The sequence below is a fragment of the Synechococcus sp. M16CYN genome, from assembly GCF_040371545.1.
Classification (GTDB): domain Bacteria; phylum Cyanobacteriota; class Cyanobacteriia; order PCC-6307; family Cyanobiaceae; genus Parasynechococcus.
Genome location: NZ_AP029048.1, coordinates 408,138 through 432,435, shown reverse-complemented (window position 1 = coordinate 432,435; position 24,298 = coordinate 408,138). Strand labels below are relative to the sequence as shown.

Annotated in this window: 17 protein-coding genes; 6 read left to right on the top strand and 11 right to left on the bottom strand. The window is 46.4% G+C overall.

Annotated features, from left to right (window positions below):
• Positions 1 to 325: 325 nt before the first annotated feature.
• The 7 genes from ABWV55_RS01985 to ABWV55_RS01955 form a co-directional block, all read right to left on the bottom strand.
• Positions 326 to 1,477, bottom strand: coding sequence for a glycosyltransferase (locus tag ABWV55_RS01985; RefSeq protein WP_353292072.1), 1,152 nt, complete (start codon positions 1,475 to 1,477; stop codon positions 326 to 328).
• Between the two features lie 526 nt (positions 1,478 to 2,003).
• Positions 2,004 to 2,129, bottom strand: a complete 126-nt coding sequence (locus ABWV55_RS01980; protein WP_353292071.1) for a hypothetical protein — start codon at positions 2,127 to 2,129, stop codon at positions 2,004 to 2,006.
• A 336-nt stretch (positions 2,130 to 2,465) separates the two neighbouring features.
• Positions 2,466 to 3,644, bottom strand: coding sequence for a glycosyltransferase (locus ABWV55_RS01975; RefSeq protein ID WP_353292070.1), 1,179 nt, complete (start codon positions 3,642 to 3,644; stop codon positions 2,466 to 2,468).
• Between the two features lie 5 nt (positions 3,645 to 3,649).
• Positions 3,650 to 5,467: an ABC transporter ATP-binding protein gene (locus ABWV55_RS01970; protein ID WP_353292069.1), complete on the bottom strand. Its 1,818-nt coding sequence runs from the start codon at positions 5,465 to 5,467 to the stop codon at positions 3,650 to 3,652.
• Between the two features lie 66 nt (positions 5,468 to 5,533).
• Positions 5,534 to 6,589 carry a glycosyltransferase family 1 protein gene (locus ABWV55_RS01965; protein WP_353292068.1) on the bottom strand — a complete coding sequence of 352 codons (1,056 nt, stop codon included), beginning with the start codon at positions 6,587 to 6,589 and terminating at the stop codon, positions 5,534 to 5,536.
• A 3-nt stretch (positions 6,590 to 6,592) separates the two neighbouring features.
• On the bottom strand, positions 6,593 to 7,309 hold the full coding sequence (locus ABWV55_RS01960) for a heme oxygenase (biliverdin-producing) (RefSeq protein WP_353292067.1): 717 nt from the start codon (positions 7,307 to 7,309) through the stop codon (positions 6,593 to 6,595).
• Between the two features lie 73 nt (positions 7,310 to 7,382).
• Entirely contained in the window at positions 7,383 to 7,826 is a 444-nt protein-coding gene (locus ABWV55_RS01955; RefSeq protein WP_353292501.1) for a hypothetical protein, read from the bottom strand.
• A gap of 1,614 nt (positions 7,827 to 9,440) precedes the next feature.
• On the opposite strand from ABWV55_RS01955, the gene ABWV55_RS01950 reads away from it, so the two are divergent.
• Positions 9,441 to 10,871, top strand: coding sequence for an NADP-dependent isocitrate dehydrogenase (locus tag ABWV55_RS01950; protein ID WP_353292066.1), 1,431 nt, complete (start codon positions 9,441 to 9,443; stop codon positions 10,869 to 10,871).
• A gap of 416 nt (positions 10,872 to 11,287) precedes the next feature.
• The gene (locus ABWV55_RS01945; protein WP_353292065.1) at positions 11,288 to 12,583 is read left to right on the top strand and encodes a (Fe-S)-binding protein; all 1,296 of its coding nucleotides are present in this window, start codon (positions 11,288 to 11,290) and stop codon (positions 12,581 to 12,583) included.
• On the opposite strand, the gene ABWV55_RS01940 is transcribed toward ABWV55_RS01945, so the two are convergent.
• Positions 12,551 to 13,897, bottom strand: coding sequence for a four-carbon acid sugar kinase family protein (locus ABWV55_RS01940; protein ID WP_353292064.1), 1,347 nt, complete (start codon positions 13,895 to 13,897; stop codon positions 12,551 to 12,553). The two genes, ABWV55_RS01945 and ABWV55_RS01940, sit on opposite strands and share 33 nt — an antisense overlap.
• Positions 13,898 to 13,911: 14 nt before the next feature.
• Between ABWV55_RS01940 and ABWV55_RS01935 the strand changes: the two genes are divergently transcribed.
• A complete protein-coding gene (locus ABWV55_RS01935; protein WP_353292063.1) occupies positions 13,912 to 15,090 on the top strand; it encodes an FAD-binding oxidoreductase in 1,179 nt (392 codons plus the stop codon).
• Between the two features lie 955 nt (positions 15,091 to 16,045).
• Here ABWV55_RS01935 and ABWV55_RS01930 read toward each other — a convergent pair.
• A complete protein-coding gene (locus ABWV55_RS01930; protein WP_353292062.1) occupies positions 16,046 to 16,921 on the bottom strand; it encodes an alpha/beta fold hydrolase in 876 nt (291 codons plus the stop codon).
• Positions 16,922 to 16,969: 48 nt separating this feature from the next.
• Here ABWV55_RS01930 and ABWV55_RS01925 point away from each other — a divergent pair, with 48 nt between their 5' ends.
• Positions 16,970 to 17,287, top strand: coding sequence for a hypothetical protein (locus ABWV55_RS01925; RefSeq protein WP_353292061.1), 318 nt, complete (start codon positions 16,970 to 16,972; stop codon positions 17,285 to 17,287).
• A 33-nt stretch (positions 17,288 to 17,320) separates the two neighbouring features.
• Here ABWV55_RS01925 and ABWV55_RS01920 read toward each other — a convergent pair whose 3' ends face one another.
• Entirely contained in the window at positions 17,321 to 18,697 is a 1,377-nt protein-coding gene (locus ABWV55_RS01920) for a cation:proton antiporter (RefSeq protein WP_353292060.1), read from the bottom strand.
• 1 nt (position 18,698) lies between these two features.
• On the opposite strand from ABWV55_RS01920, the gene ABWV55_RS01915 reads away from it, so the two are divergent.
• Entirely contained in the window at positions 18,699 to 18,920 is a 222-nt protein-coding gene (locus ABWV55_RS01915) for a hypothetical protein (protein WP_353292059.1), read from the top strand.
• A 67-nt stretch (positions 18,921 to 18,987) separates the two neighbouring features.
• Entirely contained in the window at positions 18,988 to 21,510 is a 2,523-nt protein-coding gene (locus ABWV55_RS01910) for a glycogen/starch/alpha-glucan phosphorylase (RefSeq protein ID WP_353292500.1), read from the top strand.
• A 64-nt stretch (positions 21,511 to 21,574) separates the two neighbouring features.
• Here the strand turns inward: ABWV55_RS01910 and ABWV55_RS01905 are convergent, their stop codons facing one another.
• Positions 21,575 to 22,039, bottom strand: coding sequence for a hypothetical protein (locus ABWV55_RS01905; protein ID WP_353292058.1), 465 nt, complete (start codon positions 22,037 to 22,039; stop codon positions 21,575 to 21,577).
• Between the last annotated feature and the right edge of the window lie 2,259 nt (positions 22,040 to 24,298).

Here is a 24,298-nt window from a genome sequence, read left to right as displayed (position 1 = left end):
TTCGAAACGAGTCCCGGCATATGCAAATTTTGAGCTTGTAGATAATCCCGGGTCGTTTGCCACAACTGATGCTGTAACACATAGATTCAACCAAACACCGTTCCATCCTCCTTAAGAATAACTATCAAACAGGAAGCCGATGCACGACAAATCCCAAAAGATCTTGCGAGACATACGGCCACGCATTCCACAAACAAGGTATCTAGTGTCTGCTTCGGTGCCTTACGGCTCACAGATTTTTGAGTCTGATCAAGCTTAGAGACCAAGCATAACAAATGCAAATCAGATCAGCGAACAATCTCAAAAATCTAGACTTAGTTCTTTGCTAGAGTTGATCCATAGCTTGTAAGAAGCGCATACGCAACTTTGATTCGGAATAGCGCTCACGAACCTGGCAAGCGGCATCTGCTAAGGCCTGGCAACGCTCTTGATCCATGAGTAAACCAGCCAAGGTTTCAGTCCATTTGTTCGCCCGAGCATGACGTGGCAGCAGCATGCCATTTCGCTTATGCTCAATCAAATCGGCCGGCCCATGAGGGCAATCTGAAGCGACGCAGACGCATCCGGTCGCCATTGCCTCAAGCAAGACATTTGGAAAACCTTCGTAGCGAGATGGTAATGTGAATACGCTGCAACGTTGATACCAATCCGCGATATTTCCTAAACGACCTGGTAAATGTAGACGACCAGCCGCATCAGGAGATTGACGCACAAGATTCATCAACTCTTGCTGTTGATCTACGCCGCAGTAAGGCTCAGCATCCAAACCCAAGATTACCAGTTGCAGATCGAGAAAGCTATTTGTTAATGGAACAAAAGCGTGTACTAAGAGATCAAATCCTTTTTGGTAAAGCTTCGTGCCCGCAGCTAAAATGACCCTGGCATTATGGGAAACGCCACGGCTTGCCAGCCAACGGTTGGGCTCCACCTCAGGGCTAAAGCGCTGCAATGGCCACTGTAGGGGATTGGGCATCAACAGCTGAGGTCGTGCGGACAACCGACGTTCTAACCATTCACCAGTTGCACGAGTCTGAACAAGATGGAGCGCAGCCCAAGCGTAAATGAAATGCCTTAAAACCGCCCAAGGTAGAGCTACGCGCTTTAGTGGCGGGTAATTGCGCTCGGATATGATGCAAGGAATCTTAAGCGGCCGAGCTGCTAAAAGAAGTTTCACCGATGGCTTGGTAGTTATTCCCACCGCTACGCTGATCCTCTGGGTGCGTAGCCAGCGACGTAGCCAAACCACTCGCCAAAGAAATCCCCAACGCCCAAGACACTTCAACCAAACTGGCTCTTTAGGTTCAGTCATCCGTTGGACACCACTCGGAATTGGATAAAAATCGATGTTTAAACTTTGACGGGTTAGAACGATTGGAGCCCATCCAGATTCAACGCACCAACGCGCCAAGGTAAGCGTGATCCGCTCGGCGCCACCGGTGCGCAGCGAATCAATGTAAAAAACAACTCTCTTTTTCACTAGTATCTCAACACATGTTTAGGTCTGAGCCCGTTGTTAAGCTCGGTAGAAGAATACCAAGGAAAAAACTGAGACAATCAGCTGCCTGATGGCTGTTTTATTGATTTGGTAGACAAGAGAAAAAGAGTATATTTAAGAAAGCTTATCGACTACAAATCATTGACCTTTTTAAATCCGTCTCGATATCTGATAATATTCGCATTATCTTGGTTACGAAAGCTAAATAATTTCCTTGAATAAAGCCTGAGCTGCGGTATAAGCGTTGATAGTGTAAGGCTTGACGCTCTAATTGTTGATTTAGCCTATATAAACGACTCGAATCTTAATTTTTCCAGGTGAAGATAGTGTCGATTGAAAGTGCACACATCAAATCTCGCATCATGTCATATGAAGTCTCTCGGTCAAGTTTTACTAGGTCCAATTAATCTATAAACATGGATACACGTTCTCCGATGGATGTCAACCATCCCAACTCTCTAGTCGTAAATAAAGCTCCAGCAAGATCGAGTAGCAGGAGACCAGTTGCTTAGCCAGGATACGAAGCCGTCTGATCTAGGGCAATTATTACCTGGTGCGTCCGTTTTGAATTTCGAGTTTGAAACACCTGACGCTCTAAAACGATCTGGCTGTGGTGGCTGTCCGCCAATGGCAATGCTGCACAATGACTAACAGCCTCAAATAAATCAATCCGATCATCCAGATCGATAGGTTTCTTTGCATCACGATTAAACAGAGATTTATGCGAAACAGTGACTGTGCTGCGCTATCTCTAAAGTTCAAAGAACAGTAAAATAGCTTCTTTCCAACGTTCTAACCTTACTTCGCTATACACCAACCGCTCGAGCAAACATGTGTAACGTCTTCGCCACATTATCAGTAATAGTTAGTTGATCGGCTAACGCAAGGAGGAAGACTGTAAGGTGTTGAATCAGACTGTTGAGTAAACAAACGAATGCAGTTTCAGATGGTCTAAAACCTGCCCGATAGCCTACTGATCCGGAAGCAGCCCAAGCTGGGTCAACAACTTCAGTATGCGCCGGCTGCGTTGGTCATAGGTATGCTCAGAAGCCCGTTGCAGACGCATTGTGTGCGATGGTCCCTCTCCCGCTAGAGCCTGGCGGATTGCTACTTCAAACTCCTTAGCGGATGGGGCACAAAGTAAGGCCACATCAGCATGTGGCTGTAGGGAAGGAATCGCTGTTGCAACTGTGGGGCATCCGGAAGCTAAATATTCGAAAAACTTCATTGGAAACATTTGCTGCGTATAACTATTCAGACGTAGAGGAAGCAGAGCTACGTCGCTATGGGCCAACCATGATGGCAATTCCCTATATGGTTTTGCACCTATTACATACGCATTGGGCAAAGTAAGAATTCTGGATAAGTCCGTCGAAGGGTCGCACTCCACAACAGGGCCCACTAACACATAAGACCATTGTGGGGTATTACGGATCAGAGTCTCAAGCATTACAAGATCAAGCTTATAAGCATCGAGCGCACCCGTGAACAACAGCCTGGGTTGACGTATGTTTGCAAGATCTCCCGGGCAGAGAAGATTGGACTCTGAAGCTTGACCGAAATGCTTGGCATCCGCTACATTACCAAAAAAGTAGGTATGTGGATTTAGCAGCTCCAGCTTCTGTTGCAATTTTGGTGCTGTGGTTAATACGAGGTTCACCGCAACGCACAAATTTCTTTCGCCGTGCTCAATCAGTGCTGACGGCATCCCCGGCTGATCTTGAATACTGTCTACGCAATGATATATCGAGCCACTGAAATCACTAATGTCTATATATAATTGTGTCAGCGGGTTATAAGTCCAAAGCAGAGGATTACAGAAGCCAAGCCAACGCAATGTCAATGACAAGCCCGTACGCAATAGTCGACGATTCAGAGTTATGGCAAATCCCTGTGTCCCTCCGGGTAAAACTGGCGGAGACCAAATCCAAAGATTACTTTGCACCTGACGAGGTGGATGCAGCATTCCCCAAAACCGACGGAAAATTCTGAGGCCATCTGCAGAAGTTGCCCGGGGAAGCCGTAAACCTAGGGATTCAACATAAAGAACTCGATGGCCATTTGCCACCAAACTGAGTGATGTGTGTTGCTTATTAGTCCAAAGCAAGTGATCCCAATCAGCTGTTGCGATAACAACAAAATCAGCCATGACTATCAGATGTCTTCTAACTGCGTCATTTCACGGAAAGATTCTGAAGATGCGTATAACATGGTGAAATCTCCAGAAGCTTTAATAGACCCATATTCAATCTCGTAAATTCGATCGCATTTACGAACTGTCGATAGACGATGAGCAATTACAATAATTGTGCATCTATGCCCTACTAAGTCTAAAGCTTGCATAACATCATGCTCAGTTTTGCTATCAAGTGCACTAGTTGCTTCGTCCAAGATAAGAACTTTTGCGCCTCTATATAAGGCACGAGCTAAAGAAAGTCTTTGACGTTGACCACCTGATAATTTAATTCCATTCTCACCGATCATAGTTAACAAACTGTATGGCATTCTGCTAATTACATCATCAAGCTGCGCAACTTTTAAGGCAGCCCAGATTTGAGCATCATCGATATTTTTAGGATCAATACCAAAGGCTATATTTTCACGAATACTAGTGTCTAGCAAGCAGATATCTTGTGGAACAAGTGCACAATTTGCCTGCCAAGCCGGCAAGTCCTGAGGTTTTAAGGGAATACCATCTAAGCAAAGATTCCCAGAAGTGGGATGATATAAACCTAATAAAAGGTGGACTAATGTGGTCTTACCACTTCCAGTACGTCCCACCAATGCAATGCGAGATCCAACAGGAATTTTAAGATTTACATTAGACAGAACATCTTGTTCCCTTCTAGAGTAGCTAAAACTTGCCTGCTTAAGCTGAATAAACTGACGAGGCATAATACTAGAAACAGTAGAGACACTAGAGGAGGTCAAGCACATCCTTTCGGGCTTTAGTGTTAAAAGTTCAAGGGCATCTTCAATTTCTGACAATCCACTACGCAATTTATTGATATTACGGAATGTGTTTTGCAATGGAGCAGAAATCCTAAACAGCGTGCTGAGTACGGCTATCAAAGTAGGAATTACTTGACGAATCTCATCTACATCTCCATTAATAACAGATGGACCGAGACCAATAATAAATAAAATTGTAACTCCTGCTGGCTCAATTACATAACGTGGAACATCAGGAAGCAACTTAGCAAGTTGATCATAACGCTTCGCAATCACACCGTTATGAGCAAGATGATCGATAAAAAATTGATCGGCAGAATATAACTGAATATCGCGCATTGAGCGCAAAGACTCCATTAACCATAAATTAATCTGCCGCGAATAGTAAACTCGTTGCTTTGCGATAAATCGAAGATAAGGAATAATTAGCCTTGAAGATAAGGTATAAGCTATTAACATCAAGCTAAGCATCGCGAAAGCAGGTATGCCAAGAACAAGCACAACGCCTACCAACATTACAAATATTGGCAATGCATTGCCTGCAATTATAATCATTGGGTTAACCACAGATGTAGATACTTTATTTAAAATTCTATTAAAGGTTTCTGATAAATTAGCTGTTCGATGCTGAGTAAAAAATGCATAGTTTTGCAACATCAAATTTCGATAGACTTTACTGACAAGATCATTCCAAATTTCAGCGCTTAACATGCTTTGAAGATAAGCTGCCCCAAAACGGATACCTGATGTAACCCAAAAGGTAACAACCAACAAACTTAATAACCATCTAGCCTGATCGAAGATGTCGCCGTCAAAGACACGAATGCCTGAAGTGTGATCGATCAGTTTTGCTCCCGACATCAGTCCGACTAGGCGTGCGAGCAAAGCCACCAAGAAAATATCCGTCAAGCCTTGTAGGAACGAGACCAGAAGAACAATAATTAAGAATCGAATACGCCTAGAAGGCAGTTCTTTTAGCAGCCGCCTAAGGCCTATCCAGGTCTGACTTCGAACAGGCATGCCAGAAGTTGACGATTATAGAACGCCGACATAACACCAGCCTGTCTTACTAGGAATCTAAGTTAATTAATGCTCAACATTTACTAGACTAGAGGCCAGTCGGGCAACCGATCGGCCGCTTCGGCAAAGACGCATCAGCCTCTGACCCCATACTAATTGCCAAGTTGCGCGGCTGGTCAATAACGCACCTGGTGCTTCGTCAAAGGAGTCGAGATGCTGAAGAACTTCTCGCCAGCATTCTAGCAACCATGTCTCCGTATAGGGAGTCAACCAAGTTTTTAACTGATCGACCTGTGGGCGCCATTGTGACGGCGTTTGCGCTGCCCGTGAGATGCGTTGAACATCAAACCCAAGACGACCGCAACCGATCTGATGCATGCCGCGACACGGATCACCATGGTCTGCAAGAGCGTGATTTAAACTGCTGAACACCACACAGCCGCAGGCGAGAGCCTCCAAAGGAGGTAAGCCAAATCCTTCGGTTATACCCCTACCTCGCCAATAGTCTGCGGAGTCGTAGAGGTAGACGGTTGATTTATTAAATAGATCAATGAGATCTTCCACCCAGCCGCTCTGAACCTCAACTGTTAAACCGAAACGTCGCAATGCTGGCACCAACTTGTTTGTCACATAGGGACTGCTCTTACGCGCTTGTACCAGAACATCAATGGGGCGTTTTGCCTTACTCTTCAGCGCACCTCGTTTTAGCCAAGCATCATCAAGTGCGTTTGGTACCAAGCTGAGAGGGTTACGCGGTGCCCGTGATCCCCAGTAACCAAGCGTATTCCTGCTGACAGCCAACACTGGAATGCCGGAAGGGAGGTTAAAACCGTACCCACTACTATGAGCATGATAAGCCACTCGATGGCCGCGTAGGCGTTTTATCAGAGCAGGGACGTCAAATCCCCAACTGACAATCCAGAGAATACTTCGGTCAGGTCTCTCCGACTTGAGATAATCATTGAGAAAAGCTACATCGGTTTGGCGTTGCCTATATGTGACCACCTCCGTCGGACACAAACTTACCAGTAAACGGGCCGTTTGTAATTCAACTATCAATCCACCACACTTAAACCGACCACCTGTACCAGGTACCAAAAAGCGGATCAGTCTGGTAGGCACAGATCAGGCAACAGTTGCAGCCTCTGTACTACCAGCCCGTTGACGGCGGGTTAAAAAACCAAATAGGACCTTGCCTATAGCTGCCACGAGGTTGCCTTCTAGCTCTTGAAACATCCTCATATTAAGGCGAAAGGCATAATTAGCCTCCTCAAGGATGCGATCAGCCGTGGCTTGATCAATTGGTAGCTGGTCCATTGCGGAACGGTAACTTGCCTTGAACGCTTTTTCATCAGTGATGTCATTGAAGACATAAAAGCGAAGACCATCATCACCACTCATGTTCATGGCTTTCTGGGCAATACTCTTGAGGATTTGGCCACCGGACAAATCCCCCATGTAGCGGGTGTAATGGTGTCCTACTAACAATTCGGGAGAGTCTCTAGCCACAGTACGAATCCTCTCCACATAAGTGACGGCTGACTGAGATGGCTGGATCTCTTCTTTCCAACCTTCGCCGAAGTAAAAAGCAAGATCCTGCTCAAGGGACTCGAGGCGATTTAGCTCCTTTTTGCCAATAGGACCCACTACCGGATGCTTGGAGAGTTTGTTCACCTCCTCTTCCATCGCTTCATAAACGAAATAAAGATCGGCGACGAGCTTGCGGTAGCTGGCTTTATCGACGACACCCTTGAGAAAGCAGCTCACAAAGCCGGTATTCTCAGCCATGGTATGAGCTTTCTTGGTTCCCTCTCGAAGTTGAGTAGCCAAAGCGACAGACATCGTTGCTATTAAATCATCCGTTCTTCGAACCTATAAGGAGTTTTGGTGTATGAGTCCAGAGCGTTGCGAAGGGTTACGGCATTTGATCTGCATGAACGTCTGAATCAAACAAATAGAACAAATCGCGACAAATTTGACGCAGTTGCTTCACCTGGGCTGGTTGGGGGAGATGTGCTCCTTCTGGCTGCCAGTCTCCCACTGTGACCAAGCGCCAACGCTCTCCATCGTAAGTCATCCCATGTATCAAGACACCGAGCAATTGCAAACCATCGTTACTGGCTATGGATTGCAGACGAAGTTGCAACAGCAAGCTGCGGCACTGCAGCCGCGGATCCCATCCAGGAAAGTGAAAGGATAGATCGAGAGATTCGGGTTCACTCCACTGACGGGTCTGGGCGTCGTCTCGCCAAGGTCGAAGATTCGGCTTTGCTTGTGGGAAATAGCGGCGCACCAACGTAACCGTGGAGGCCACAACTTGCATCTGCGCAACACTCCGCACAGACTCGCCTGCGTTCACGACACTCAATCTGCTACTCCCTATAATGCAGGCATTGGCAAGGGAACACCATCGCACCCGCGCCAAGCATATTTGGCGTTGTATGACCCAAAGTTTAAAATTCTGATTCGTTCTCGGTACAACCCCGAGGGAGGTTTCGTCTTAACCTTGTTAAGCACTCTCACGGCTTTACTTAGATCAGTGTCGAGCAGATAAAGCGAGATCTAAACACCAGCTTAAGCTACTGGTATCTAACGCAACTATACAGTCGAGGTATTTTCACGGGCACCACAGCGTTATGGGCATGCCAGCATCACGGGTTCAACAGCTACCGTTTGGGTGTGATCATGAAGTAACGTTAGTTTGTTAAACACTTTTAACTCTGTCTCGTTAATTCAGTGGTAATAAGAGATAGCTTTGATCAGCGATAAAAATTTGAAGATTTAGAAATATAAAGTAAATTATAACGACTTGCTAAACCAAGCTTCAAACTACGTCTAAATGTTAACAACTTTACAATTAAAATTCGAATAAAAATAAGTAATATAAATTTATAATCATAGGGTCTTTGACTTGATGCTTAAAAGTCTATAATTGTCTGGTGTCAATTTCAAGATATTCTGGTAATAATAGATCCATATAAGAAATTAATATCCTTGCCTTTTATATCAAAAAAGCGTAACCGATATTCTTAGCAAGAATATCAACACCAATGGTAACTACTCATAGTAGTGTCACAATAATTAATTCGATATATTAGTTTAATTAATATTAGATTACACAGTAAAATTAAAACTGTACAAATTAAATTCAGCAATGAAAGCAAAGTTATTGATACCTCTAATCAGTGATCAAACGGAAAATAAAAAATGCTGCCTAATATATAACTCTAGAGTTTAAATAGATTTCAGGATGTCTATTTGCTAAACCAGATCATGTAAGTACTTGGGAAATCTTTATACAGAGATTCAATTAAAGATTTAAGGCAACAAGCCTCCAAAAAATGCTTAATTTTATTAAGCTAAACTAACAGTAGCAAGAACAAATTCGGGAAAAGCATAAAAATATTTGGCTTCTTCCCAAAGCCAAATCAAACTTACCAGCCAATTGAAAACTAGATAGAATCATAACTCTGTGGCTACTTTTAAATGAACTTTATTCATCATGGTTGATCCGAGCATAGCAGTGACGACTTAATCTCCCTCGCACTATACCGCAACTATTGATCACATACTTTCAAACGGATGCTAAAGATCCAGATCAATTAACACAGCAGCTGCATACTTACTACCGATATGGTCGAACCTTGTAAACATTACAATCTCCTCAGCTTATTTAATGAATTTCGAAAGGATCAAGCCCAGTCTTTGAATGTACTGCATCAATCCGGTGGCGAATTACTGTCGCTATAGCATCCGTCCGATAAAGCGTTGCTAATTAACAGAGACCGATTCGTCTCTAACGAGTTAACCCCTCATTCAATTAAAGCAAATAAATAGGGTTTTTCTGTTGAAGTGGACCGCTGCGACCAGAAATAGCACAATTAGTTGCTTTGAATCATTTGATATCAGTTAAATCCTAGATTTCTTACTCTCAGTTATTAGGTTCTTTATATTGAAATGTGACCCCACTACCATGGCCCAGTTCGAGAAGCTCATAGCTCCTAGCACAGGTACGGCTATCCGCTTCGAGAACGGACAACCGATAGTTGCCGACAGACCAATTATCCCGTTCATCCGTGGAGACGGGACGGGCGTCGACATCTGGCCAGCTACACAAAAAGTGTTAGATGCAGCTGTAACCCAGGCCTATGGCGGAGCCAAGTCAATTGAGTGGTTCAAGGTATTTGCCGGGGACGAAGCCTGTGAGCTGTACGGCACTTATCAATACCTGCCGGAAGACACTCTTGAAGCAATCCGCACCTATGGCGTTGCAATCAAGGGCCCACTGACAACGCCAGTCGGTGGAGGTATTCGTTCTCTCAACGTAGCTCTCAGACAAATTTTTGACCTTTACTCCTGTGTGCGGCCATGCCGTTACTACGAGGGTACGCCCAGCCCTCATAGGCGCCCCCAAGATCTTGATGTAATTGTCTATAGGGAAAATACGGAGGATATCTACATGGGTATCGAGTGGGAAGCCAACGATACTGTTGGCCAAGAGCTGTGCAGGTACCTTAATGAAACGGTAATACCTGCTAACGGAAAGCTGGGTAAGCGTCGGATTCCAAAAGGGTCCGGTATCGCAATCAAGCCGGTAAGCAAGCATGGTAGCCAGCGCCATATTCGTAAGGCAATACAACACGCACTGCGCCTCCGGGGTAAAAAGCGCCACGTGACCTTGGTACATAAGGGTAATATTATGAAATTCACGGAAGGTGCTTTCTGTGACTGGGGCTATGAACTTGCTACTACGGAATTCCGCGATGTGTGCATCACTGAGCGTGAAAGCTGGATTTTGGACAACCTAGATAAGTGTCCAAATCCAAGCGTTATCTCGAACGCTCGAATGATTGAGCCGGGATACGACAGCCTCACACCCGAGAAAAAGACCAACATTAATACCGAAGTCCAGACGGTAATTGACGCTATCGGCACTAGCCATGGCAATGGCAAATGGAAAGACATGGTTCTTATTGATGATCGCATTGCCGACAATATTTTTCAGCAAATCCAAACTCGGCCACAGGAGTACTCGATCCTAGTTACACTAAACCTCAACGGTGATTACATATCTGATGCCGCCGCTGCAATAGTTGGTGGTCTTGGTATGGCCCCTGGGGCCAATATTGGGGAGTATGCAGCAATTTTTGAGGCCACTCATGGTACGGCGCCTAAGCATGCTGGACTTGATCGGATCAATCCAGGCTCGACGATTCTTAGTGGCGCTATGATGCTCGAGTTTCTTGGCTGGCAAGAGGCTGCTAATCTAATTACCAAAGGACTGGGTGCTGCAATTGCTAATCGCGAGGTCACTTATGATCTTGCTCGCTTGATGGAGCCTCAAGTAGAACCTATAAGTTGCAGCAATTTTGCTAAAGCTGTGATCCATCACTTCAGTAGTTGATCGTTGCCCTACTAATGAGCATAGCGGCGACATCATTTCAATTAGTCGCCATTAACTTTCGTATTTTAGCGATAAGATCAGCGACGTCAAAAATATACTGAATCACGATACAATATTAATTATAAGTGGCGGCTAAATTAGTTACAACTAATATTACCCTTGATCATAATTACTGTAATAATTAGCATTAGATAATAAGCCAAAAGATTTTAAAGAAACGAACAGAACATACAAAAACTTGTACTATAAGTTCATTCAAAGGTTTATTGATAGCATTCAAATTTGCTAGTATAATGTCTTCTTTTTACGAAGATCTTTCAATCTTCATCATATCAGTCATTATTCTTCTCTTTAGGTAAAGATTACACAAGTGCAAAAAGCGCTTGAACACTTGCTAAAAAATCAAACTAAACTTCATGCTGTCTAACGCATCCACTCGACCCCCCAAGTTCCCTACTGAATTAACAGATCCCTGTGTACACTGTGGCTTCTGTCTATCCACCTGCGCTAGCTATCGGGTGTTAGCTAGCGAGATGGATTCACCCCGTGGTCGCATCCACGCCCTGCGGGCGATCGAAGCCGGTGAGCTGGGATTTGATGCTACTGTTGCCGGCCATTTCGACACTTGCTTAAGCTGTTATGCCTGCGTGACGGCTTGTCCCTCCGGCGTTCGTTACGACCAACTGATTGAAGCTATACGTCCTAAGCTCAATAGCATTGGGCTGCGCAGCATCTGGCAAATCAGTCTTCGTCAGCTGTTGCTCTGGGTTTTACCTTACCCCCGTCGACTTCGAACTTTACTCCATCTAGTACGGCTTTACACCGGCACCCTCCTTCAAAAAGTTGCTCGTTGCACCGGTCTCACTCGGTTATTCGGCCCTGAAATTGAAGCGATGGAACTGCTGTTACCAGTCCTTACAGCCAGCGCATTCGACGATCTAATACCTACGATCAATCCTGCGATCGGACCACGCCGCGGTCGAGTGTCATTTCTGTTGGGGTGTGTCCAGCGGTGCTTCGATCCTTCTGTCAACATTGCAACGGTGAAGGTTCTACAAGCCAATGGTTTCGAGGTTGTCCTACCGCCTGATCAGGGCTGCTGTGGAGCTGTAAGCCATCACCAAGGAAAGATGTCGCTTACCCGCGAACTGGCATCTGCTCTGGTGCGGAGTATGAACAGAATCGACGGAAAACTAGACGCAGTGATTGTAGCGGCATCTGGTTGTGGTCACACGATGAAAACTTATGGCGAGCTCCTCCAAGACAGCGAGTGTTTCCGCACGACCGTCTCAGACGTACATGAATTTCTAACCAACGTGGGCCTCAGTGACAGCTTTCGAACTCAGCTCAAGCCAATAGCCGGTGCGGTGGCTATACATGACGCATGTCACATGATTCATGGTCAAAATATTCAGCAACAGTTACGAACTCTGCTTAACGCCATTCCTAATCTGGAGCTGAGAGAACCTATGGAGGCAGGTATATGTTGCGGGAGTGCCGGCATTTATAATTTGGTACAGCCGCAGGAAGCCGCTGAGCTGGGAATGATTAAAGCTATTGACCTTAGCAGTACGGGAGCGTCGATAATAGCCAGCGCTAACATCGGCTGCACCTTACAGCTGCGTCGGCACCTTCAAGGAGGACAAGCAGTGTATCACCCGATGGAACTATTGGCTGTGTCAGCCGGCCTGCATTCGTTGCCAAGCCTCTAGCAAGGTATCGCTGGCACCAAGATTGCCGGGAAAGGTAAGGATTGGCAATGTGCGTTCAGCACCTCCTGAAGGGCGCACCAGCGACAAACCCGGCAAAAATTGACCTTCTAGTTGCACGGCCTCTAGTCCCAAGCCATAGGCCAGCAATGTTTGGGTGGTAAGTCCCCCTTTGCTTATCAAATAACCGAGATCAGGTGCCACAGCGCTGGCAAGACGCCCCATCAGTCGAGCAAGAGTACAGCTGAACCGCCGGCTTACTGAAGCACTGGCGAAGGTTAACTCATCACGACTAGTGAATACAACCGGTGTCCCACCCGATTGGATTAAGGTATTCAGTTGATCTTGCCAAACCCTTTCTAAATCGGCTAGCAAAGGACCTGGCATTCCCCTGGCTAACACGTGCGCAACGCGACGGACAGGTAGCTCTAGTCCCGTACATTCCGATTCTCCTAACAAGCGTTTCAGCTGGTGATCAGCGAGAGGTACGTGGGAACCAACCATCACCATTCCTGGAAGCAAAGCACCGTTAGAACCACGTCGACGCAGCTGCGCCAAACCGATGGAGTCTAATGGTTGCGGGCCCAGATCGGCCAATGCCTTTAGCAAACTAGCCGCTGAGCGAAACAAAAAACGTCGTTCCCCCTTTAAGGCCAGCACCGCGTCAGCTAAAACATCTAACTGCGACTGATGCACAATATCTACAACCACTGAAACATTCCCTTGTAGACAAGCCAGGCGTTCGATCAACTGTGGTAATGTACCTTCGATAGCCTGATTCAACTCTCTGCAGCTGATCTTAACTACATCAGCTGCCTTGATGGCGCCAGCACTCTTTTGTTCTAACCAGGCCGGCAAATAGCTAGTAGTGAAGCCAAATAAACGATCCTGTGCAAAGGGGGTGGTATGAACCGGCTCCCCATGAAGCAGATGTACACCGCCTACAGTAGTTCGACCTCCCTCAAGGAACGCAGGCACGTGTAACGTAGCTGCAAAAGGGCCAAAACAACCCTCTAGGGTAGCAGGCTCTAGAGTCCCATGACCGCGCAAGGTGGAATCTCCGCGGCTGACAAGCTGCACATCCGAGCGGCTGAGACCTTCTTCGACCAGAGCGGCATCAAGGTTGGCAGCAATTTCACGATTTCGCAACGCAGCGGCACTTGGCTTTAGCGCCCGGGTATCGGCCAACAAAAACAACAGCGGCGAAGCATGGCGCAGTCCACGACGCACGGTTTCCACATCCCAGCGCAACAATAATGGACAGCCATGCACTGTTTGCGAGCCGGTGGGATCATCGTCGATAACGACAATCTTCATGACACCATCGTGTCGTGAGTCATACCCCTGCTAATCGCGCGGAGCTGATCACCCTGGTGCGCCAGTGGTATCAAGACTCCACCCCCTGGATCCCTAGTGGACTTGGAACTCGCCTGCATTGGGGTCCAACATTGGATCCTGCTCATGCAGTGCTCAACTACCACAGTTTGAATCGAGTGATAGATCATGCTGTAGACGATCTCACAATTACCGTGGAAGCCGGTCTTCCCCTGTGTGACTTGCAGGAGCTGCTGGCCCAACAGCATCAATGGCTCCCGGTAGACTGGCCTCGTGGGGGGCATCCACCTGATGACAGATCGGCGGCGGGAAGCATTGGCGGACTTGTAGCTCGTGGGCTTTCCGGTGGTTTGCGGCAACGTCATTTAGGAATACGTGACCAAATCATCGGTATTGGGCTGCTGCGCAGCGATGGAATAGCCGCTAAATCAGGCGGTCGCGTCGTAAAGAATGTGGCCGGATATGACTTAATGCGGCTACTCTGTGGCAGCTGGGGGAGCCTGGCATTGATTACTGAGGTCACCCTGCGAGTACAACCGATTCGCCCTATGCATGTCGCTTTATGGTTGACAGGTGAACTCCTAGATCTGGAGGGTTTCCGCGTGGCCCTGCTACGCTCTACGCTCACGCCAGAACGCTGCGACTGGCATAACTCGAACAAAGGCGCTTGGGGCTTACGACTCATTCTAAGCGGCGTCTCGAAGCAAGCAGTAAAGGACCAACTCAGTCGTCTCAAGTTCCTAGCGACGGAGCATGGGTTGCAATCAGAACAGCAGGCTTGCGCCACGCCGCTAGAAGTAGCTGTCCCATGTCAGGACCCCGCCCAACTAGTACGATTGATCCTACCAGCAACGGCACTGCATCATTTGCTGGCCAGTTACGCCATGGCGTCCCTAGACGCTTGGACTTGGGAAATTGCTGCCGGAGCTGGCTGTGGCGATGGCTGGTGCAACACTACCACCCCAGCTTTCCAAATCGAAGCTTTACTACACCAAGTAGACTCCTTGGGAGGGCAGCTAATGGTATTGGTTCAAGCTGAAAGCCAATGCTTCCCAACTTGGAGAGACTCACCAGCCCGGCCGATAATCGAAGCCGTAAAGCGCCAGTTCGATCCCTTGCAACAACTTAGTCGGGGCCGTCTCCCAGGGGTCAACCAGATGCTAGCTACGGCTTAAAGCAACGATAGAAACCTAGACTCAGATCACAACATCAGTTCACCTATAACCGCTGACCAAGGATTGATGTAATTCAATTCATAACTAAGGGCCAACTTCCTGCGGGGTCTCTATCCAGACGACGACGATATCCGTTGGGTCTTGACGCTAAAGCTCAAGGTTGAATCGACCAGGGTGACGGGGCTGGACTTGACAGATAGAAAAGGTTTATGCCTTTGGTAGGCTGCTTAGTCTAAGTCATGCTTGTCTCCTAAATTAGCCTTCACAAATGATCCCTAGATAGATGGCTAACGCTCTGCCAAGTCGCCCAAGTGCACACTGGACAAGTCATCGCTGTTAAAGTAGAAGGCAGCCGGAGACGGAACAAGATTTCATTGCGTTGCCGCCAACTTAGTTATAGCAATAATTTCTATCGCCTTCTACCCAGACGTATCTTCTATTTACAATAAAAGCCAACGAATCTAACAACCGACATGTAACAAGTGCTTACTCCGTGTTAGTAGAAGAAGTTCGACTGCGCTTTACATTAAGTGCAAACGGTCGCAACTGTTAAGGCAGGTTGCCGCGAGGCTGTACTGCTAAGGCATGCGATCTGTTCTGTCCATCCAGTGCATACTACAAAGAGGATTACCACAGAGTAAAAACAACACGAAAATTCTCTACTGCGAATGCTGTTGTTAGCCACCGAATTGATGTGATACTCTTGATCGCTCGATCAAAATAAAACAAATAATTTCACGCGCGTTGCGGTGTCATTCGCTGAAGATGCCCTTTTCATTCTGAAGTGACTTTTACACTATTATCATTTTTGAGATACATGGGTTTCGATGTGCATACGATTAGAAGCCGAGTGTTAAGCAAGACCCAGCACCATCCGCCAAGGGAAAGGGAGCTTGTACTTAATTAGCCTGGCGCCGGGGAATGTCCTCAGCTGCAGATCACTTCATTCTTTAATTCAGCCGAGTTTAGCCAACCAGTTCTGCAAAGCAGCGTTTACTTGATCAGGGACTTCGTCATGGGGGCAGTGTCCGGCTTCTAAGACCACCTCCGTTGTGCTCTTCGGTGCGTACCGTTGAAATGTGGAACGGCGACCAGGAGCATTGATCCAAGGGTCACGAATACCCCAGACAAGAAGTAAAGGCGCAGTCAACTGTGCAAATAACTCGTCTAGGGGCTGACCCTGGGGAATATCGAAGACGGTACGAAAAACACCAAAGGCGCCAGGATCAAGAGATGGACGGCGGATTGACTCCACCAACCAATCATCCACGTTGGTTTTATCAACGTAGACTTGATTTAGGGTACGACGGATGGTGCTGGGACGACGGAGGTTCTCAAATAAGATTCGCTGTAGAACGGGACTTTTTATCAAGGCACTCCCGATGCTTTGTCGGGCAATGGCACCCCATCTCCTCGGTGGTTTTTGCTCATTACTAAAAGGACCAGCGGCATTGAGCAAAACCACGCCGGCGCAGGCTTCTCCAAGGACTGCGCCGGCCGCTAATGCTGCGAACCCCCCCAGAGAGTTACCGGCAATCACCGTTAACCGACCAATTCGTTCATAGACGTAGGCCACCAGCTGATCGCGCCATAGATCGCCGCCGTATTTGAGGTCGGATGGCTTGGCACTACGGCCAAATCCAAGCAAATCGATTGCGTGGACCACATGACTGTGGGATAACACGGGGATGTTGTAGCGCCAATGATCTGTTGATGCACCAAAACCATGCACTAGCAAAAGGGCAGGGCGATCAGCTGGAATTGGCTGGTTAGGTTGCTGACAAACTGCGTGTACAGGATGGCCAAGGTAACTCCAGGGGCTGGTCTCCACAACAATAAGAAAGAGCAGCGATGCTAAACAGCTCAACTCAAAGTTCGAATGCAGGAGTACGTAGCCTTTGGTGGACCACTGGCCGATTTATCAATGTGGCGGGGTGCCTTGCTCTGGGCTTTGGTTTTTTATATACCTTTGAGTAAGCCTCTAGTTGCCTTCGAAGCCAGCCTTACGGACAGCCCGCTATCAAAACAATGGCGTCAAATCATATTGGTGCTCAGCAGCCTGCTGTTAGCCTCAGCGGTTGGAATAATCACCCGGCTCGCAATGAGCTGGGTCTTAGGACCCGGTTGGGCTTCTAGCTTGGGATTGATTGCCATCGGCTGGAGTTTGTTACTGATAGCTACCTCCCAATCAGAGTGATCAGACTCGAAAATCTCAAACTCAGACTAACGATCAAGACGAGCCGGCCAGGGGATCAGCTACGAACTCATCAGGCACACGGTTGCCGTCCTCTGGTGGCTTACCTTTCAGCACCAAACGCAGAAGTACTGGTGCCAAGAAAGTGGTACCAATTACCATTAAGAGTACGGCGGCCTCCAATCCTGGACCGAGCAGCCCAGAAGCGGTACCGAGCCCTAAAAAAATTAAACCAACTTCCCCGCGCGGCATCATTCCCAAACCAACTACAAGATGGTTTGTAGGCTGCTTTCCAAAGACTGCCCAGCCAGCAGCGACTTTGCCGACGATCGCCACGATAAATAGAAATCCAGCAATTATGAGAGCTGAACGAGCAGCTGGAACAGAGGGGTTGATTACGGACAGATCCATTCCTGCCCCTACCAACACAAAGAACACCGTTGCGAATAGTCCCACGATCGGTGTCACAGCCGCCTGAATTTCACGATGGTGCTTAGAGGTGCTGGCAATTAAACCAGCGGCAAATGCACCAAGGGCGGCCTCTAACCCAATCGCTGTAGCTGTAAAGCAGCTGGCACCCATCAGTAGGTAAGCGCCTACCAGCTTGGAACCAGGGGCGTTGAGCTGATCAATGACCCAATCAAACGCTGGCGCAGCCCTTCGGCTCAGTATTAAGGCGACGACGACAAATAAAACTGCCGCAACAACAAGCTGGATAATCGGAGTGATATTGAGGCTACCGCCAGCGCCCAAAGACACCACTACCGCTAAAATAACGATCCCAAGGATGTCGTCGAGCACAGCGGCTCCGATTACAATTTGCCCCTCGCGTGTGCGCAAATAGCCCAACTCCCCGAAGACGCTAGCTGTAATTCCGATACTGGTAGCTGTCATAGAAGCCCCAGCAAAAATCGCTGGGATAGCGTCTACGTGAAAAATGGTCATCAATCCAAAGGTGCCAAGTGCAAAAGGGAGAACCACTCCCACCACGGCCACCGAGAAGGCTTGCTTTCCAACTGCCATCAGTTCATCCAACTCGCTCTCCAGACCCGTTAGGAATAGGAGAGAGTAAAGGCCAAGGGTGGCTACCGATTGGAGCGCCCCAAAACTGTCGTTGTACAAACTTGGCACTGCATCAGCAGGGACATGGGCCAGTTTGGCTATTACGTCTGTAAAGGCACCACTGAGCTGAACCTGTGTCTCCGGAGGTACCAACAAATGTAACCCCGACGCACCGACAACCACGCCGGCAAGGAGTTCACCGAGGATGGTGGGGAGTTCGAGGCGCACCAGAATTTCCGATAGGACGCGCGCTCCGATGAAGATCAAAACAAAGCGGAGGATGCCGATTAGTGTTTCAGCAGCCTCAAAGTCATGACTGCTAATCTCGCTCAGCAGTGTAGGGAGCAGCATCGTGGCTGGCAAATCTCTCGCTGACCTTAATGGTGATTCCTCAAATGGACTATCCACAAGGTGGTCCATTTTGAACGGAAACAAGTTGAGTGTAACGATGGGCAAAATCGCTCCAAACCTTAACCAGCAATGTCCTTTCCAAACACAGAGACGGCTACTTAGAAACCATCTTCGACGATCTCGATCCTTCGGATATCAACAATTAGCGCCGCACATTCGGTAAGAGCTAATCAGCATTGGATTTGTTCAGCTGCCCTTGGGAGATGCGATCCTCCCAGATTTTTGTCGACATGACTGCATCTCAACCCTGCGATTTGCGCTTGCCAACCCCTGGTTGTCATAACGATCCTGAACGAGTGGGCCTTGATGCCAAGAGCGTGTTCGATGGCATGACAGAACATTTATTCTTTACCCTTGGGAAGCTTGCATCCACTGCAAGTCGGCACGACCTCTATGTAGCTCTGAGCTATGCGGTGCGTGATCGGCTGATGGTGCGTTACTTAGCCACTACAGAAGCGATGCGGACTCGACCGCAAAAATCGGTGGCATATCTTTCAGCCGAATTCTTAATCGGACCACAACTGAACAACAATTTGCTTAACCTAGGCATTCAGAGGGAAGCAGAGGAAGCCCTTCACAACTTCGGTATAGAGTCACTCCAGCAAATTCTTGATGTTGAAGAAGAGCCTGGACTAGGCAACGGTGGCTTAGGGCGACTTGCAGCTTGTTATATGGAATCCTTGGCTAGCTTAAAAATCCCCGCAACAGGATATGGAATTCGCTACGAATTTGGAATTTTCGATCAGTTAATTCGTGAGGGTTGGCAAGTCGAAATCACAGATAAGTGGCTCAAGGGGGGCTGGCCTTGGGAATTACCCCAACAAGATGAAGCTTGCTTTGTTGGCTTCGGAGGACGTACTGAGAGCTACATCGACGACAAAGGTAACTACCGCTCTCGTTGGATTCCTGCCGAGCATGCAATTGGCGTTCCTCATGATGTACCTGTGCTTGGTTACCGAGTGAACGTTTGTGATCGCCTACGCTTATGGCGCGCTGATACCACCGAAAGCTTTGACTTCTACGCCTTCAATATCGGCGATTATTATGGAGCCGTTGAAGAAAAGGTGGGCAGTGAAACCCTCTCGAAGGTTCTTTACCCGAACGACGGTACAGATGAGGGGCGTCGTCTCCGATTAAAACAGCAGCACTTCTTTGTAAGCTGTTCTCTCCAAGATATGTTGCGAGGTCTCGACCATCGCAGTCTTGACATCGAGGACTTTCCCAAATACTGGACCATTCAGCTGAATGACACCCACCCAGCAATCGCTGTAGCAGAGCTGATGCGTCTGCTAATTGACGACCGTCATTTGGAATGGGATCAGGCATGGAGCATCACTTCCCGCTCAGTTGCTTATACAAACCACACCTTGCTTCCCGAAGCCTTAGAGAAATGGGATCTGAGTCTGTTTGGAAGTTTGTTGCCCCGACATTTAGAGCTGATTTATGAAATTAACCGCCGATTTCTTCAAAAAGTACGCCTGCGTTACCCTGGCAATGACGAAGTCCTAAGCAAGCTTTCCATCATTGATGAGCAAGGCGGCAAGGCTGTTCGCATGGCTCACCTGGCCACTATTGGCGCGCACCATGTAAACGGTGTGGCTGCTCTCCATTCCGGTCTGGTACAGACTGATCTGCTACCGCAATTCGCTGCACTGTGGCCAGAAAAGTTCACCAACGTCACCAACGGTGTTACTCCCCGACGCTGGATGGCTCTCGCCAATCCGGAGTTGTCGGCGTTACTTGATGAGCATGTTGGCCGTGATTGGATATCTAATATGGAGAGCTTGCGCAAGCTGGAAAAACGGCAGAACGATCATGCTTTTCTCGAACACTGGGGTAATACCAAGCTCTCAGTAAAGCGCAAGCTGGCCAATTACATTCATAGCAACACGGGTGTACTGGTGGATCCTTCTACTCTCTTCGATGTGCAAGTTAAGCGTATCCACGAGTACAAACGTCAACATCTCAACGCGTTGCAAATTATTAATCAGTATCTACGGATTAAGAACGGGCAAGCTGATGACATGGCACCCCGCACAATCGTCTTTGGCGGTAAAGCAGCCCCCGGATACTATATGGCGAAATTAATCATTCGCTTTATCAACGGTATCGCCGAAACTGTCAACTCCGACCCGGACACGGACGGACGGCTGCGTGTGGTCTTCCTGCCAGATTACAATGTAAAATTAGGTGAGCAAGTTTATCCAGGATCAGATTTATCTGAACAGATCTCTACGGCCGGCAAGGAAGCATCCGGTACAGGCAACATGAAATTTGCTATGAATGGCGCTCTCACAATCGGGACTTTGGATGGCGCCAATGTAGAGATTCGCGAACTGGTGGGTGCCGACAACTTTTTCCTCTTCGGTAAAACTGTGGAAGAGATCAATGCGCTTGAACAGAATGGCTATCGCCCTCATGATTTCATTACAGCGATGCCCGAGTTGCAGGAAGCACTTCATCTGATAGAAATGGGACATTTCAGTAACGGCGATGGAGAACTCTTCCGCCCACTACTGGATAATCTTATGGGCAGTGATCCCTTCTACGTGATGGCAGATTTTGCTGATTACGTGCGGGCACACGATGCGGTCAATCACGCCTGGAGCGATCAGATGCACTGGCAGCGGATGTCGTTACTGAATACAGCTCGTGCTGGTTTCTTTTCTTCCGATCGTTCTATTAGAGAATATTGCAAGAATATTTGGAATGTGGATCCGCTGAAGGTGGAAATCACCTGTGACGCACGATAAAGATAAAAACTCTAATTATGTTCCGCCAGAATTCGCTCAGACTCGCCAGAGCCATACACCTTAGTTAGCCCTGATCGGGCAATTCAGGGGCTTGACAAAGCAAACGATTTAATCGCAAGCGATCCGCATTTAAAGGATCCGGTGCAAGCTCATCAGCTAGTTCTCGGAATTTTTGCTCGATTTCTTCGGGCACTCGCACATCGAAAATGCGTTCCATTAGCGCTTCTATTGAGAACAAATGTGCGTTGATACTTTCTAAATCGGCAATTGCCTGTTGCATAGCGTCAATGGATTCCTCCGGGGCAGAACCCGCACCAAGAGCAGGAGATGATGCGGGCTCTGTAGACCGGCTAGGACCATTTTGTTTTTGAAGCTCTTCCAGGACCCGACCAGAGAGAGTTCGAAACGACTGCAAAGCAGCCCAACCCAACTCTTGCTGCTGACGCAGGGTTGGAGATTCACGGATTAGCCGATCATGTTGCCGGTAAAACCTCTGGCAGTCCGGGCATTGGCAGGGCTCTTCCGGCACCGCATTCCCCCTTAGTTACTACCCACTATGACACTTGTTAAGCAGTTTGAGTGTTAAGACCTTTACCTGCGTCAATCTTATTTTCATTAACCGTTCCTTGGTTTGGGAAGAGATCTCTATTGAGAAAGCTACTCTGTCGTTTGCTTTGGTATTTAGCTTGATCACCTTTTCCAACTAACAAAACGTTTTGTTCAAAAGATCGCTTGCTTCTCTGGCATGGCTGGGTTCTGGAGATCATGCTGCACAGAACTACCATTGGAACAAGCAGCAGATCTTGTGCAAGAGGCCTAAGTTAGGCAGAGTCGAGTAGCTTAATCGTTAGTTCTTCAGGCAGGCAGCAGGCCGGCCTATAATGGGTACTTAAAGCGGGCTCAGTTATACTTAATAAGTATGAAGGCCTAAAGTTAGGTAAATTTTATTATAAAGATGATAGCAAGAGAAATAATTACTGTCATAAATAAACAAAATAATTTATATGTCGCTGAGGCATGTAGCTTCTCGCCTTAGACGAAAAATTCTAAATAAACCAGATAGTGTACATTATAATAAAACTTTTAATACTAATCAATGTATATAGACTAGCTTTATAGAGAATCGAAATACAAACTATGATTTTGCTAAGACAATTATGTTCAACAATCAAGAAAATATTATTATTATGATATAAGCAAAAGAACATTAAAAAATATAAACAAAAGGATGAGAACATCTCTGCAATCATAACAAGGGGATTTGGAGAAGCGGTTTAAATTATAAATTTAAGTATTGCAAATTTTATAAGACAATAAATGTAGTAATTAATAAGTATAAAAAGATTAATCTAGCAAAGTAGACTAGCAACAACTTTGAAAGTTTAGCTAATGATAATAGAGCAAATGAAGTGATAAATAAGTCATTTTAATAGTAAAATAATTTTGTAGAATATAGAGAAAAAGAAAGCAAAAATCTCATTATGCCTACAGTTAATAATAAAAAATAAATTGTTTTACGGGAACAAACTAACTCGCTTATTACTAATAGCAACAAATTGTAAGAGCAGTTTTTAATTAGCTAAGCTATGGTTTACTCACTAAATAAAAATATCTTAATGTAAAGAATACTGGTTACTTAATGAAAAAGTAGCTATACTGCATCAAGTACATTTAAAATAGCTTAGACAGCAGGTCAAAACTGATATATAGTTCAGTAAGTTGACAAGAAAATAATTATAAACCTAACTAGTATTAGTAAACATCATTTATAATGGCCGAGAAGCCTAACTAAATCATCTGTATCCATTATAGACATCCTACTTATGTGATCTTTGAAGGCTCTACCTAAAAAATAATAAAAACCAACCACAATGAATTTATCAGTTATCTGGTGATTGTTGCTAACAAAAAATTGGATTATTATCTTGCAAGTATTTGTGAAAAATCCTTAATGAGACCACTATCACTTAAATGACATTAACACATTCTGATACTAATCAGAGCTATAATTCTTATAACTTCATCGCAAAAGAAACCGGTAACAGCTCAGCCGCTGCATAGAGCGACGGGACCATTCTCATACCCATAAGATTAATAAAACAGTGGTACCAAGAATTTCGTTAGTTTTAAATCTAAACTCTCTAACCCAGCATAATCTTCACCGAGAAAGATTTGATCAACTGTAAGACCTAATTTAAATCTTAACATTTTTTCTTACCTATGTTGCTAATATCGATGAAATCAGCTTAGCCTATCTCAGATTCAATATCTATTACGATTTCATACTCCTTGCTGTGATTGATGAAAATAATGGTCCTTCAGACCAATTCCAAGTAAACATAGTTAACTCTAAAATTATTCACAACACTGGCTAAAACTGTTTTGCTGATAAGATTCTGCAACTAATTTAAGGAAGTTTTAGCCTAAACTGAGACCAAAACTTATCTTCTGTTTGTTCTTATTATCTTTAGCTTTAAAGCTCTAGAGCCGAGATTGCTTTGGTAATCGGATAGGCGATGATTGTGTGGCTAACTAAATATTGCTGAAGTTGCTATAAGCGAGACTTGAACAGCAATTCAACCATCCTGAAATTCATTCAGCCCATATCATTTTAGACTGGATATCGGTCGGATAGGATGGTGAAACCTCTTAACAATAGCCCATGGCCTGCCGTCGATCTAAAGTCTCTTTGGTGCAATCTTCCAGGCTGACTCTGCCACTGACATAGATCCCAGTGCTATTGCCCTTAGGCTCATGCATGGATGAAATGACTACTTTTACTCAGCAC

Excerpts from the sequence above, each read along its gene's own strand:
- ABWV55_RS01925 (WP_353292061.1), top strand. The coding sequence starts at position 16,970 with ATGCAGGAGTACGTAGCCTTTGGTGGACCACTGGCCGATTTATCAATG.
- ABWV55_RS01945 (WP_353292065.1), top strand. The coding sequence starts at position 11,288 with ATGCTGTCTAACGCATCCACTCGACCCCCCAAGTTCCCTACTGAATTA.
- ABWV55_RS01910 (WP_353292500.1), top strand. The coding sequence starts at position 18,988 with ATGACTGCATCTCAACCCTGCGATTTGCGCTTGCCAACCCCTGGTTGT.
- ABWV55_RS01975 (WP_353292070.1), bottom strand. The coding sequence starts at position 3,644 with ATGGCTGATTTTGTTGTTATCGCAACAGCTGATTGGGATCACTTGCTT.
- ABWV55_RS01960 (WP_353292067.1), bottom strand. The coding sequence starts at position 7,309 with ATGTCTGTCGCTTTGGCTACTCAACTTCGAGAGGGAACCAAGAAAGCT.
- ABWV55_RS01940 (WP_353292064.1), bottom strand. The coding sequence starts at position 13,897 with ATGAAGATTGTCGTTATCGACGATGATCCCACCGGCTCGCAAACAGTG.
- ABWV55_RS01970 (WP_353292069.1), bottom strand. The coding sequence starts at position 5,467 with ATGCCTGTTCGAAGTCAGACCTGGATAGGCCTTAGGCGGCTGCTAAAA.
- ABWV55_RS01920 (WP_353292060.1), bottom strand. The coding sequence starts at position 18,697 with ATGCTGCTCCCTACACTGCTGAGCGAGATTAGCAGTCATGACTTTGAG.
- ABWV55_RS01950 (WP_353292066.1), top strand. The coding sequence starts at position 9,441 with ATGGCCCAGTTCGAGAAGCTCATAGCTCCTAGCACAGGTACGGCTATC.